At 44.5% G+C, this 13,316-nt stretch carries 11 protein-coding genes; 3 read left to right on the forward strand and 8 right to left on the reverse strand.

Annotated elements, in window-relative coordinates:
• The first annotated feature begins 41 nt into the window (after positions 1-41).
• Together OH459_RS18765 and OH459_RS18770 are read left to right on the forward strand one after the other, a co-directional pair.
• Entirely contained in the window at positions 42-1,412 is a 1,371-nt protein-coding gene (locus OH459_RS18765) for an L-serine ammonia-lyase (RefSeq protein WP_005445390.1), read from the forward strand.
• 374 nt (positions 1,413-1,786) lie between these two features.
• Positions 1,787-3,271, forward strand: coding sequence for a peptide MFS transporter (locus OH459_RS18770; RefSeq protein ID WP_009696908.1), 1,485 nt, complete (start codon positions 1,787-1,789; stop codon positions 3,269-3,271).
• Between the two features lie 85 nt (positions 3,272-3,356).
• Here the strand turns inward: OH459_RS18770 and OH459_RS18775 are convergent, their stop codons facing one another.
• Together OH459_RS18775 and OH459_RS18780 are read right to left on the reverse strand one after the other, a co-directional pair.
• Entirely contained in the window at positions 3,357-4,628 is a 1,272-nt protein-coding gene (locus tag OH459_RS18775; RefSeq protein ID WP_005445392.1) for an Nramp family divalent metal transporter, read from the reverse strand.
• A gap of 214 nt (positions 4,629-4,842) precedes the next feature.
• Positions 4,843-5,079 carry a hypothetical protein gene (locus OH459_RS18780; RefSeq protein WP_005445393.1) on the reverse strand — a complete coding sequence of 79 codons (237 nt, stop codon included), beginning with the start codon at positions 5,077-5,079 and terminating at the stop codon, positions 4,843-4,845.
• 210 nt (positions 5,080-5,289) lie between these two features.
• Here OH459_RS18780 and OH459_RS18785 point away from each other — a divergent pair, with 210 nt between their 5' ends.
• Positions 5,290-6,180, forward strand: coding sequence for a LysR family transcriptional regulator (locus tag OH459_RS18785; protein ID WP_005445394.1), 891 nt, complete (start codon positions 5,290-5,292; stop codon positions 6,178-6,180).
• On the opposite strand, the gene OH459_RS18790 is transcribed toward OH459_RS18785, so the two are convergent.
• The 6 genes from OH459_RS18790 to OH459_RS18815 form a co-directional block, all read right to left on the reverse strand.
• On the reverse strand, positions 6,177-6,962 hold the full coding sequence (locus tag OH459_RS18790; protein ID WP_009700230.1) for a phosphotransferase enzyme family protein: 786 nt from the start codon (positions 6,960-6,962) through the stop codon (positions 6,177-6,179). The genes OH459_RS18785 and OH459_RS18790 overlap by 4 nt on opposite strands.
• 186 nt (positions 6,963-7,148) lie before the next feature.
• Positions 7,149-8,024 (reverse strand): LysR substrate-binding domain-containing protein, encoded by an 876-nt coding sequence (locus OH459_RS18795; protein WP_017188574.1) that lies wholly within the window; start codon positions 8,022-8,024, stop codon positions 7,149-7,151.
• A gap of 115 nt (positions 8,025-8,139) precedes the next feature.
• On the reverse strand, positions 8,140-9,105 hold the full coding sequence (locus OH459_RS18800; protein ID WP_005445398.1) for an OmpA family protein: 966 nt from the start codon (positions 9,103-9,105) through the stop codon (positions 8,140-8,142).
• Positions 9,106-9,723: 618 nt separating this feature from the next.
• Positions 9,724-10,848: a M14 family metallopeptidase gene (locus OH459_RS18805; protein ID WP_005445399.1), complete on the reverse strand. Its 1,125-nt coding sequence runs from the start codon at positions 10,846-10,848 to the stop codon at positions 9,724-9,726.
• 113 nt (positions 10,849-10,961) lie between these two features.
• On the reverse strand, positions 10,962-12,362 hold the full coding sequence (locus OH459_RS18810; RefSeq protein WP_269988049.1) for an FAD-dependent oxidoreductase: 1,401 nt from the start codon (positions 12,360-12,362) through the stop codon (positions 10,962-10,964).
• 233 nt (positions 12,363-12,595) lie between these two features.
• Positions 12,596-12,955, reverse strand: a complete 360-nt coding sequence (locus OH459_RS18815) for a DUF3316 domain-containing protein (RefSeq protein WP_009696903.1) — start codon at positions 12,953-12,955, stop codon at positions 12,596-12,598.
• Between the last annotated feature and the right edge of the window lie 361 nt (positions 12,956-13,316).

Below are 13,316 nucleotides of genomic sequence, written 5' to 3' on the forward strand. Positions count from 1 at the left end.
TAGAGACCTTGACAAAGGTCCGCAAAGAAAGGAAGTCAATTATGCTGTCGATTTTCGATATTTTTAAGGTCGGTGTCGGTCCTTCTAGCTCCCACACCAATGGTCCTATGCTCGCAGGTTACCATTTCACTCAATTGCTTAGCGACTCTATGGCGAAAGTGCACAAGGTGCAAGTCGACCTTTACGGCTCTTTATCGCTCACCGGTAAAGGACACCACACGGATCGTGCTACCGTCTTAGGGCTAATGGGTAATAAACCCGACACTATCAAGATGACGAGCGCGAAAAGCGCGCTACAACATACCATTGAACACGGCACGCTCTCTGTCGCAGGTGTTCATGAAATCGTGTTTAGTTATGAGCACGATATCGTCTTCCACAGCGATAACCTTCCTCTTCATGAAAACGGCATGACCATCACGGCTTTTGATGCTGCTGGTGAGCAAGTGGCGTTTGAAACTTACTATTCCATCGGTGGTGGCTTTATTGCCACTGCTGCCGAGCTAGAAAACGGTGGCAATGAGGCAGAAATCCAAGTTACTTACCCTTTCACGTCTGCTGACGAGATGTTAGAAAAAGCAGAGCAAAACGGCTTTAGCTTAGGGGGGATGATCCTTCAAAACGAATTGGCTTTCCGTGAGCAAGAAGAGATCGACCAAAAAGCAGAACAGATCTGGAAAGTAATGTCGTTGTGTATGCAACGTGGCTTTGACACCGAAGGCATTCTTGAAGGTGGGTTAAACGTCACACGCCGAGCGCCTAACCTACTCAAAAAGCTTGAAGCTAACGCAGCAGTAGAAAACGATCCAATGGAGATCATGGATTGGATAAACCTATTTGCTTTCGCAGTAAGTGAAGAAAACGCGGCTGGCGGTCAGGTGGTCACATCACCAACCAACGGCGCAGCTGGCGTTATCCCCGCGGTACTCATGTACTACCATCGTTTCATCAAAGAGCTCGACAACAAACAGCTGAAAGACTTCTTAGCTGTGGCTGGGGCGATTGGTATCTTGTACAAAACCAACGCTTCGATTTCTGGTGCAGAAGTCGGATGCCAGGGAGAAGTCGGCGTTTCTTCTTCTATGGCAGCAGCAGGTTTAACCGCACTGCGTGGTGGCAGCAACGAGCAAATCTGCATTGCTGCTGAGATTGCTATGGAGCATTCACTTGGCATGACTTGTGATCCAATTGGCGGTTTGGTTCAAGTTCCGTGTATCGAGCGAAACGCGATGGGCGCAATGAAAGCCATCAATGCATCACGCATGGCGTTAAAACGCACTAGCAAATGCCTTATTTCATTAGATAAAGTTATCGAAACCATGTACCAAACAGGTAAAGACATGAACAAGAAATATCGTGAGACGTCACTCGGCGGTCTGGCAGTGATTCACATGGCACCACCTTGCGAATAGCATACTTTATTTCAGCGTTTGCTAATTAATATTTTTCATTGTTGGCGGATAAAATTCCGCCAACGTCTTTATTCCTGCATAAAAATCACGTTATCTCCCACCTCACTCTCGACTGCTTATTATTTCAACGTCTTTTCAAAACCTTAAAAATCACTAAAGAATAATAGTCTTATAAAATGTTATTTTTTAGTCATTTATTCACATAATTCCCAGTTGATCTAGAACAATACATTAGCAAGGCAAACGTTTCGCATTAGAAAATTTAGTGCATTAAATTCGTTTTATGCGACAATTGTTTCAATATGTAACATAGCGTTTAAGTAACATTTAACAGAAATAATAACTACCTTTCTCGCAATAGTGAGTATTTAATTATGTGGAATAAACTAAATAAATCTATGATGTTCTGCCAAATGATGTTTGGCTTATCATTCTACGGCGTGTTAGTCAGTCTAACGCGTTTTTTCTTAGAGGATCTGAATTACAACGAAGCTGATACCATGATGATCGTGGGTGCCTTTTCTGCGATTGGTCCCCTATTTGCGATTGCTGGCGGTTTCATCGCTGACAAATTTTTAGGAGCTTACCGTTCTCTATCGATTGCCTTCCTAGCATTCGCATCTGGTTACGCGCTGCTTGTTCTTGGTGCTTCGGCTACCAACGTACCACTGTCTATGTGTGGTATCGCACTAGCAAGCTACGGTCGTGGTTTGATGTCACCTTCCTACCCTAGCTTGTACAAACGTACCTTTAAGTCTCAAGAAGACTTTGAGAAAGGCTATCCAATCAACTACTCAGTGAACAACGTAGGCGCCTTCCTAGGTCAATACCTGTTCCCAATGATTGTATTGGTGATTGGCTTTAATGGCGGTTTCACCATCTCTGCAGTAATGGCAGGCGCAGCACTGGTTATGCTACTTGTGTTCCGCAAAGGCTTGGTTGGTGTCGCATCAGATCTAGACAAACAAACCGTTAGCATCAAAAACTGGATCTTCTTTGCTCTTATTTCTGTGGCGATGATTGCGTTGGTATTCTTCATGTTCTCAAACATGGATATCGGTCAAAACATCGTTTACGCCATTGGTGGTGCAGCAATTCTTTACTTTGTTTCTTTGATGTTGAAAGCAAGCAAAGCGGAATCATTGAAGATGGGTACCATCCTTATCGTAACCTTCCTAACCACGTGTTTCTTCGTTTACTACGGTCAAATGATGACTTCAATGAACATGGTGGCGATCAACACACTAAAAGGTTCCCTATTTGGCTTTATTCCACTAGAACCTGAAGCTGCAATGGCGATGAACCCGCTATGGTGTATGGTTGGTGGTCCTATCGTAGCTGGCTTCTTTGGTGTGCTAGAAAAACGCGATATTCACCTATCTACAGCAACTAAAATTGCGTTGGCATTCGTGCTAACAGCGATTGCTTTCGGCATCCTAACCTTCGCTGTAACCACAGTGGGCGAAGACGTAATCATCATGCCTGAGATCTTCCTAGCGATTCACTTCTTCCAAGCAATTGCAGAAGTGATTGTAGGCTCAATGGTCGTTGCATTTATCCTATCGGTTGCACCGAAGCACATTGAAAACTTCTCAGTAAGCTTGTTCTCTGTTGCTATCGCGCTGAGTGGTATTGTTGGTGCTGCATTCTCGACTTCTATCGCTCTAGAAAAAGGGCAAGAAATCACCCAAGAAATCGTACAACACGTCTACGGTGATTACTTCCAATTGCTAACCGTGCTCGCTGTTGTAATGGTTGCTATCGCACTAGGTGCTTCTTTCATCATCCGCAAAATGCTTGAAGCTGCCAAACGCAGTGAAGCTGAATTGGAAATGGTTGAGGCTAACGCACAAAACTAATATTCCTCTTCACCTAAATGCAAAAACGGAAGCCAATTGGCTTCCGTTTTTTATCGACAGAGGTTTGTCGCTTAGCGAGCGTTGGCTATGCAGCAAGCGTAAACATCAAATACGCGTTCAATGCCAGTACAAGAGTGACGATAACCACACCCGAATAAGATACCCATTTGTTGTTTTTGAACTCGCCCATCAAGCGCTCGCTGTTGGTAAAGATAAGCAGTGGAATAATCGCCAGCGCAATACCGAAGCTTAATACCACTTGGCTCATCACCAAAATATCAGTGGTGTTCATACCCAAACCAATCACCACAAATGATGGCGCCATGGTAATGAAGCGGCGCAACCACATTGGAATAGAGAAGCGTACAAAGCCTTGCATCACGACTTGTCCTGCCATGGTTCCCACTACTGTGGAAGATAAACCCGAAGCAATCAGAGACACACCAAATAGCACAGAGGCAGCTTTACCTACGAGTGGGGTCAGCGTCATGTACGCGGTTTCAATTTCTGCTACATGCTGGTTACCAGAGTAATGGAAAACAGCTGCTGCCATCGCCACAATAGCGATATTCACAAAGCCCGCTATTACCATCGCAATCAACACGTCAAAACGAGTAGTACGAAGACGTGTTTTCGTACTTTCACCATAGTTGTTTTTGAACAATGCCGAGTGAAGGTATATCACGTGAGGCATCACAGTTGCGCCTAAAATGCCTGCCGCAAGGTAGATTTGGTGCGAGTTAGTAAATGTTGGGGTTAACAAACCTTTTGCCATTTCACCGCCAGCGGGGTGAGCGAAGAACAATTCCGCAATGTAGATAACCGCAACCAGCATCAGAAGCGAACCAATCACCACCTCTAGCGGCTTTTGACCTTTCTGGTTAAGCGTCAGAATCATCACTGTCGCAACGGCAGTGATCAACGCCCCTTCCATCAAACTGATACCAAAGACAAGCTGAAAGCCGACTGCTGCACCAATAAATTCCGCTAGGTCAGTTGCTATCGCTATGATTTCAGCCTGAATCCAATAGAAACCCACTGCCCATTTATTAGGTAGATGGTCGCGTAAGTGTTCTGCGAGGTTTTTGCCTGTAACAATGCCAAGTTTAGCGGACAAATACTGAATCAACATCGCCATGAGGTTTGCCCAAAGCACAACCCAAAGTAGTTGATAGCCGAATGAAGATCCCGATTCAATATTCGTTGCAAAGTTACCTGGGTCAATGTAACCAATTGCAGCAATAAACGCTGGACCTAACATGAGTAACTTGCGTTTTATTTTGTTAAAGGCTGACGCGTTTTGTGCCGCCGTTGTTTGTATCGCTGTAGCGTGTAAATTATTGGACGTACCATTCATGAGCGTATTCCCCTCTCGTCGATAGAGAAAATCATACGCCAACCCAAATGAGAATCAATATCATTTGGGTGCACAAAAATGGTAATTAAGATTTCAACAATTAATTTTCAATTATCGATAAACAAAAGCTATCAGAATAACTTTAAATCTAGAAGTGTCATAAACAACAATGCCGCGTTAAACGCGGCATTGAAAGTAAGGAGATTTCGACCATTTAGTCGCGGCGACCGCGAAGTTGGATCGGTTGAGTAGAAGCGTCTGTTTGAATCATAACACCACCATAAGCAGCATCATTTCGACCTTTTAGAGTCAGGTTAGAATCTGCGCGTTCCACATCAACTTGGTTAGCTTGGCTTGTTGTCATATCAATGGTACCTGTGTATGACCCATCGCCAGCGAATGCCACATTTACTGAACAAACCATTAAGCCTAGTGCGATTAGTTTTTTCATACGTCACCTCTGTTGTTTGTGGTACATCATTTCGATATAGAAACTTTAGCAACGCCGCCCAAGTAGCACGAGGAAAACCCGAATTTACCAAATGGAAATCCCTGTTGGAAAAAGGCTTTTTTGCCATAAACTTAGAATTGACCATTCCCTGTCTTTCCGCTGTTGAGGCAGCGCTATGATGCCGTAGCAAACGTTGGCTGGAGTAAAAGAATGACAATCAATCTAGATATGCAGAACGTCTTGGTAATAAAGCGCATGTACGATCTGCGCAACGTTCGCTTGGTCGCGGAATCAATGGGAAAAACCTCCGGCGCCATCAGCAAAAACCTCACTAAAATGAAAGCGCAACTGGACGATCCTCTGTTCATTCAAACCAAAAATGGATTTGAACCAACCTCATTTGTGGAAGCCAATATGCCTCATTTCGAGCAAATCTTGGCGAGCGCAGACGCAATCAAACCCCAAGAGTTTTCCCCGCCGCTTTATACTGGCGATGTTGCAATCTACGCCAACACACTTTTTTGGGATCGTTTTGGCGATAAACTTTACCTAGAGTTGCTCAAGCAAGCGCCGCATGCCAATTATGCATTTTTAAGGTGGGGGGCTGATGCTCGCAATCGCATCATTGACGGTGAGAACGCCATTGCTATTCATTACTTTGATGAAGATCTACCTCAATCCATCGCACAAAAAGAGTTGGGAAAAGGCAAAGCGGTATTCTTTGTACGCAAAGATCATCCTGCCAAGGACTTCCAATCATTGGGCGATTATACCTTTGTTTTGTTCAAGACGCCTGGTTGGAACGATCATAAATACCCACTTTTGGATCGCTTAAAAAACATCGGCTTTCATGTTGATCCAAAAGTTGAGATTGAACATCCTGCCATGATTCACAGCATCATCATGAACACCGACCATTTCGGTATTACGATGAGTGGTAACGTTCCTGAATCATGCCGTAGCATCGAACTTCCAAATGGTTTAGAGCTCGGCGTGAGCTTTGTGATGAGCTGCCGACGTTCTCAGCAGCACGACCCACAAAACCAATGGCTGTTTAGTGTGATTCAATCCATCATCAAAAGGCACACCAAGCCAGACTAAAATTTGATTTCTCCCAATACGCCCAAAGTAATCGCTTGGTGGTGTTTGTTGAGGTATTCGATATCTTGTAAATAAGCCGTATGGTGACAATCTTCCATATTGGCTTGAAACTGGGCATCACCATTGGCTGCCATCGTGCGCATGTGATCGACTAACGCCGTTAAGCGCAACGTCATTACCTCCACCAACTCTTCGCGTTCTAATCGGGAGCAGCCATAGGCATCACAAAAGATTTTGGCTCGTCGAATTTGTTCTTCTAACGTGCCCATCTTGTCATCTTCATCAGTCTTAAATGGCGCCCAACCGTATATAGAAAAAGCAATATCCCAAATTCGCGGCGCAGGATGAGCGGTATCGAAATCAAATACGCCGATCACGACATCCCCATCTAAAGCCACGTTATAAGGCATGAAATCACCGTGACAAATCACTTCTTGCGGCGAGCGAGCTGGCAACATCCAATGATGAACATCTTGATCATGCTGTTTAAGGAAACTCTCCGATGCATCATGATAACAACGGAGCAGGTTTGCGGCAGATTTCAACGCAGTGAGCGAAGCAATCGGTCCTTCTAACGGGTAGTTATAGCTGTCACCCTCAACAAAGGTCAGCAACTCTTTCCCGCCCTCAATCGACACTGCTTTTGGACATGCAGTAAAACCATGTTGATGAAGATGTTGGAGTAATTGATGGACGGTCATCGTCCAGTGGCTAGCTGGTCTACTGACCAAATTACCTTTACGATAAATGGCATTATCCCTGCCCCCTTCTAACGCTTCCATTACTGCTCCTTGATAACCAGAGCGCATGCTCTGTGAGTGATGACGACATGAAACGTACTCTGTCATCTTAGCACCCGAACTTTGGTCATGATGGTTGATAATGTTTCAGATTGTTAGCTCTATCTCAGTTCGTGCTCATCTTGTCATTTTGCCCCCCGATAGCCTGAAAATCGCTTGGACATCTGGTTACGCTTGTAAGCTTTTTACTAGCCATTGAGTAAAGGCTTTGACATGCGGCTTCTCGCCACAACGAACGATCATATGATGTGCGCCTCGGCTTGGCATTGACCAATGACCTACTTGGACCAAAGTACCTTGTTGAAGATGATCTTCTACTAACAAGTCGCGCACTAATAAGACACCTAGCTGATTCACCGCAGCCTCAATAGCCAACAAAGAATGCTCAAATTCTCCCGCTAACTTTACGCTCCCTCCTTCGTGCCCTTGGTACGCAAACCAACCTTGCCATGTTTCCTGATAGCCGCCAGTCGCAAGTTTCGGCAAACGGACAAGATCAACCAGATCAGAAACGGGATTTAGCAAAAGAAATCCCGGACTTGCCACCAAAATCCAGTTCTCTTGCGTGAGTTGCGTTGCGTGTTGCGAAGACCAATCACCATAACCATTAATGATTTCCACATCCGCGATGTCGCTATTACTCGGCACTGCATTTGCGGTAGTAGAAACTTTAAAACTCACTTCAGGGTACTGGCGATGAAAATCAGCGAGTCGAGGTATCAACCATTGGGAGCAAAAGCTGTGCGCCACGTGTAACGTTAACTGGGTCTGTTTTTGGCGAGAGAAAAGATGTTGAGTTGCGGCGAACAAACTCTGAAATACATTGCTAACCACGGGCAAGTAATCGCGTGCTGCTTGGGTCAAAATGAGTTGTGCGCCATTGCGTTCAAACAAAGTGGCATCTAGATACATTTCCAGAGATTTCACTTGTTGGCTAACCGCTGCACGGGTGACATTGAGCTCTTCAGCCGCTTTAGTAAAGCTGTGCAATCTTGCCGTCGCTTCAAATGCTTTTAAAGAATTGAGTGGGGGTAAGTTCTGCATCTGTAGCTCCAAACAAAAGAACACGAAAAGTGTAAGTCAGAGCTGTGACATTTCGATGAAAACAAAAAAGCCAGCGACAAACGCTGGCTTTTAGAATCATTAAGCTAATGGTGGATTATTTAGCTTCTTCAGTTGTTTGGTATTGGAACGCAGGAACAACAACTTCTACACGACGGTTTTGTTCACGACCTTCACGAGTTTCGTTGCTCGCTACTGGGTTAGCTTCACCCATGCCTTTAACAGTCATACGGTCTGCAGCAATACCTTCAGCTTGGAAGTGATCAGCAACTGCTTGTGCACGCTTCTCTGTTAGCTGTTGGTTGTAAGCTTCAGAACCTGTTGTATCACTGTAGCCGTTGATTTCAACTTGAGCTTGTGGGTAAGTGTTCATTAGCTCAACAGTACCGTTGAACGCAGAAGCGTCTTGTAGTTCAGCACTTTCTAGACCAAATTGTACTGTTGCAGTTTGAGCTGGGTATTCGTGCTCAACGATGCGAGTTACAGGACGAGTTTCAACCACTTCTTCTTGAACTACTGGCTCAGAACCAAACTTGTAGTTGAAGCCGATACCAAAGAAGTCAGAATCCATGTCGTCGATGATGTCATCAGACATGTCTTGGTAACGTTGGTACTCAGCGCGTAGGCTCCAGTTGTAGTTGATTTGGTATTCAGCACCTAGAGAGCCCGTTGGTACGAAATCTTTCTCATCGCCAGCCATCATGTAAGCAGCACCTACTTTAGCAAATAGGTTCCATGAGTCTGTTAGAGGTAGGTTGAACTTAGGAGCTAGAGTCAGTGCCCATAGGTCGCCATCAACAGTGTTTTTGCCAGCTTTGTTGAAGTTAGCAGTAAAGTTACCTAGGTAGTCAACGCCGTATTCAGCTGCAACGTATTCGTTAAAGTTGTAGCCAAGGTGCATACCTGCTGCAAAGCTATCGTCATCACATGGTGCGTCTAAGTGACATGCGTCGTTTAGTGCGTTGTAACCAAGTTTGCCACCGATGTATGTATCAGCAAGAGCAACATTTGACATTACGCCACCAGCAAGAACGGTAGCCACTGCAAGAGCAATCTTTTTCATTATTTTTTTCCTTTATGCGAAGGCGACCCGATTACTTTCCCCAGCATACGCTGTCATCAAGAAAGTCAGAACCTGCACTGTTTTTAGTGATTAAAACTACGCCAACAATCTCTATTAACGCATCATCGCATGACGCTCTAATTGGGATATTTCCATTAGGAGCGCTGGTTGGAATTTTGATACACCTATCTGCCACGTCTTGTCCCAAGCGTTTAAACCTGAACGATTGGAGTGATAGATAACGATGAGCAAACCTCTGTAGGTACAAGATTCCGCGAGAAAAATTATCCGGCTTCCATCTTGTAATTACATAGCAACTTAAAACTAATTTAACTGGCTGTGCCTACTTTCAACCTCACACTCAAGGCTGTTACCCCTATGAGATGTTATGATTTTTGTGACGAGAATCTCGAAATGGACTTTAACAGAATAAGTATCGCTAAATTAAATTAGATTTTTTATCGACACGATAAATCCAACTTATCGAGACTCACATAAGCATCAGAAATTGCAGATTTTTTGTCTTAACTGCGGAGAAAGTAGCTCATTAATAGAGAACACGGAGAGAATAATGGCAGGAAAGACAGCCCGCAAAGTACGGGCTGTGAACGAATTGCGTTAAATTTTGTCAGATACGGCTAGCGTCGCTGCTAAAATATCTTGCCCAAACAACACACTACGCTCTGGAGACCAACCGTAAAGTGGGTCGGGATGGTTGTTGTTGTCTTTGAATGGCATTTCAATGGTGTAAGACAGACATTTAAATTGCTCTGCTACCCAGTTAGAGCCAACGGTTAGGTTCGCTTTACCTGGTTCATCTTTGTCGTAACCAATCTCGTCTTGGAACTCTGGTGTAATCGTCAGAAGTGCTTGTTTAAACGCGTTTTCCAACTCAGCCATGCCTTCGTCATAAGAAGGAATGCCTTCAGATCCCGCTACAAAATTGTAAGGGATAGCTTCATCACCATGAATATCTAGGAACATATCCACGCCAGTTTCTAGCATACGCTCACGAACCAAGAAGACTTCTGGGCTCTTTTCCATTGATGGCGTTTGCCACTCTCGGTTGAGGTTCACACCCACTGCGTTAGTACGCAAGTGACCACGAACACCGCCGTCTGGGTTCATGTTTGGTACAACGTAAAGTACTGCTTTTTCTAGCAATGCACGCGCAACCGTGTCGTTTTCATCCAGTAGACGTTGAATCATGCCTTCCATGAACCATTCAGCCATCGTCTCGCCTGGATGCTGACGTGCAATCATCCAGATTTTCTTTTTACCTTCTTCTGGCTCACCGAAAGTAAGCAAGCTCATGTCATTGCCATCTAGCGTATGACCCAAAGTTTCCAACTGGCAGTGGTGTGCACTTTGTGCCATGTGTAATAGGTCTAGATGACGATCGTACGTGTATGGTGCAAAGTACGCGAAGTAGATTGAGCTGCGCTCAGGGATAACAGTGAAAGTCAGCGTGTCACCATCGAACTCTGCCGGCACGCGGAACCACTCTTCACGATCGTAAGACGCAACAACGTCGTAGCCTTGCCAGCCTTCTGGGTAAGCCGACTTCGCAAGATCAAGTAGTTTGATGGTGTGCGATTGCTCGGCTTCGGTCTCAAGACGGAAGTGGAACCACTGGTAGAATTCCGACATGTTGTCGTTAGGGATTTTAAGTTGGATGTCGTTTTTGTCGTCTGCTTTCACTACGTGAATGCTGCCGCTGTCGAAGTTGCTGAATACTTTCATTCTATTACTCACCTTTTGCATCTGAGCTTGAAAGACTGAGGCTAACACAAAGGGAAGAGGTGCCTCTAACGATTTCACTTCTTCCCTATCCGTTTGCGATCAAAATATTCAGTTTAGTCGAGCTTATCCGCTTTGCCTGCTGGTCCCGCAAGTTTTGCTAGCCACTTATCCCAGATAAATGGTGTTTGCTCATTATCTTCTGCTTCCTCTTTTCGGCGTACGGCATTACGCACCATCATTGCCCCTGTCCAACGAAAAGGCTCTGGTGGGAATTGTCCTAATGGTCCTCTGGCTAAACCGCTTCGCGTCCAGTCATTATCTAACCCCAATACGAATGAAGATAAGATCTTTCCGCCCATTCGAGTCTGAGCCACACCGTTACCCGAATAGCCAAAGCCGTAAAAGACATTGTTCTGTTTATCTAGCTCGCCAAAGAATGGGAAACCGGTAGCAGAGCGATCCGAACCACCCGTCCATGAATAAGCGAATTCTGTTCCTTTTAAACGCGGAAACAGCTTATCGAACGACTTACGCAGCAGATTTTGATAGCGCGTTGGTTTATTAAACATCACGTCGACGCGGTTATTGTAAGAGAATTGATTGCCGCCCTTACCCAACATCAAACGACCATCTGGCGTATCTCGATAATAATGGACGAAGATACGTGAATCCAACACGCTAGAGCCCGTTTGCCATCCTGATTGAGGCAAAGCGTCACCCAGAGGTTTTGTAATCACCATATCTGAAGAGACAACAACGATGCTGTTGTTAAATTGCTTAAAGTGTTCCACCATCCAAGCATTTAATGCCAACACTACTTGCTTCGCTTTGATGCTCGCATTAGGCGTACTAACAGTTGCAGGTTGACCATAATCTAAACGCGTCATTGGCGTATTTTCATAAACCTCAACACCCAGTTCGATAGCAACACGACGTAGCCCTCTAGCCAACAAAGCCGGCTGGACGCTTGCGGCAATAGGAGAGTGAAAACCGTCCACATGCCTTGGCGAGCCAGCATTCTCTCGCAGCTCTTCAGTCTGACAATGTCGCCAACTATTCACGTTTAGCCGCTTAAGTTCATCCACGACCGGCTGCATACTTCCGGTTTGCGCATGGTTTGTCGCCGTGTAGTAAACGCCTTTCAAGGATAATTGTGCATCGACATTATGCTGCTGACAAAACGCCTCAATTTCCAAGACTGCTTGCTCCGATTCTTTTACTAACCATGCCGCTTGTTGTTCACCAAACAAGCGCTTCAATGTTGGAAACTTTGTTGACCAAGTCAGCATACAACCACCATTTGCGCCCGATGCCCCGCTGCCACACAAGCCTTTTTCAATCACAACGACTTGTTTTTCCGGCGATTGCTGCTTAATCATGATCGCAGTCCAAAGACCTGTATAACCACCGCCGACAATCGCCACATCCGTCGCTATATCTTGTTGGAGTGACAATGACGGCGTTGGCTGTTCCATTTCCAGAGCTTGCTTGAACCAGTAAGAGAGATGAGTCATTCCGTATCCTTTGTAAAGTGGCACACAATCTTGCTTTAGTACCACTTTACAAACGAACATGAGAATCAACGAGCGAGAAAACCTGACGCTGAGCGTTAGAAAATATTGCCTATTAATAATAAATATAAATTAAGCAATAAAAAAAGGGGAGCAAAGCCCCCCAACATTCCTATAAATAACACACAGCAAGGATAAAGCAGAAATTAATAAATATTAGCTAGCGAGAATATAAATTAACGGTTACCTAACTCTCTCAAGCGATATTCGTATTTCACGTTTAAAATTGGTTGGTAGGCAATTTGTCCGTTATCTTGTAGAAACTCATCCACCGTAACTTTACTATCGGTGATTGAGAAAGAATTTTTGTCTACTTTTGCAAAAGAGCCATACAGTTCTTTGCTTAGTTGTAGAGATGTTTTACCTTGATATTCTTTAATCATTTCAAAGCCCATCTCGTAAGCAGCTTGCTTGCTGTCGACGACATTACCTTGAATCGATTTGCTGTTATTTGTCCATTGATACCCACCAGCGAATGCAGCAATTGGCGAAGCGGTTAGTGCAATGAGACCAACAAGAGTGATTAAACGTTTCATAATATGCTCCTTACTTACCTTTTAAATATCGAGTTCCAAGTGCTCGATGAATGTAGCGTACGTATAGAGACCTATAGCGAATAAAATTAATTTCAAAAAAGATTAAAATTAATTCATTTTATTTATCGGCTTTCTTTAAACGTCTTTGACTCTAAAAAAATAAACACTAGAAAAATCCATAGATTACGTTTTATACCTAACTCACTTCGAGATACTTGCTTCCGCAAAAATGGTTTGATTCGCACTCAAAACAACGATGTGTATCGCTTGTTTGTCTTCAAAGCTCATTCAGTCCCCCTAGATAGTGACAATGACTATTGGTTACTAAAGAAACGAACCCACTTATTAGCTCACTCAACGG

Origin of the sequence: Vibrio sp. MM46 (assembly GCF_027587135.1) — a bacterium.
GTDB lineage: Bacteria > Pseudomonadota > Gammaproteobacteria > Enterobacterales > Vibrionaceae > Vibrio > Vibrio harveyi.

Bases quoted from the DNA above. Each gene is read 5' to 3' on its own strand.
- OH459_RS18775 (WP_005445392.1), bottom strand. From the start codon at position 4,628: ATGAATGGTACGTCCAATAATTTACACGCTACAGCGATACAAACAACG.
- OH459_RS18770 (WP_009696908.1), top strand. From the start codon at position 1,787: ATGTGGAATAAACTAAATAAATCTATGATGTTCTGCCAAATGATGTTT.
- OH459_RS18800 (WP_005445398.1), bottom strand. From the start codon at position 9,105: ATGAAAAAGATTGCTCTTGCAGTGGCTACCGTTCTTGCTGGTGGCGTA.
- OH459_RS18765 (WP_005445390.1), top strand. From the start codon at position 42: ATGCTGTCGATTTTCGATATTTTTAAGGTCGGTGTCGGTCCTTCTAGC.
- OH459_RS18810 (WP_269988049.1), bottom strand. From the start codon at position 12,362: ATGACTCATCTCTCTTACTGGTTCAAGCAAGCTCTGGAAATGGAACAG.
- OH459_RS18780 (WP_005445393.1), bottom strand. From the start codon at position 5,079: ATGAAAAAACTAATCGCACTAGGCTTAATGGTTTGTTCAGTAAATGTG.
- OH459_RS18790 (WP_009700230.1), bottom strand. From the start codon at position 6,962: ATGGAAGCGTTAGAAGGGGGCAGGGATAATGCCATTTATCGTAAAGGT.
- OH459_RS18805 (WP_005445399.1), bottom strand. From the start codon at position 10,848: ATGAAAGTATTCAGCAACTTCGACAGCGGCAGCATTCACGTAGTGAAA.
- OH459_RS18795 (WP_017188574.1), bottom strand. From the start codon at position 8,024: ATGCAGAACTTACCCCCACTCAATTCTTTAAAAGCATTTGAAGCGACG.
- OH459_RS18815 (WP_009696903.1), bottom strand. From the start codon at position 12,955: ATGAAACGTTTAATCACTCTTGTTGGTCTCATTGCACTAACCGCTTCG.
- OH459_RS18785 (WP_005445394.1), top strand. From the start codon at position 5,290: ATGACAATCAATCTAGATATGCAGAACGTCTTGGTAATAAAGCGCATG.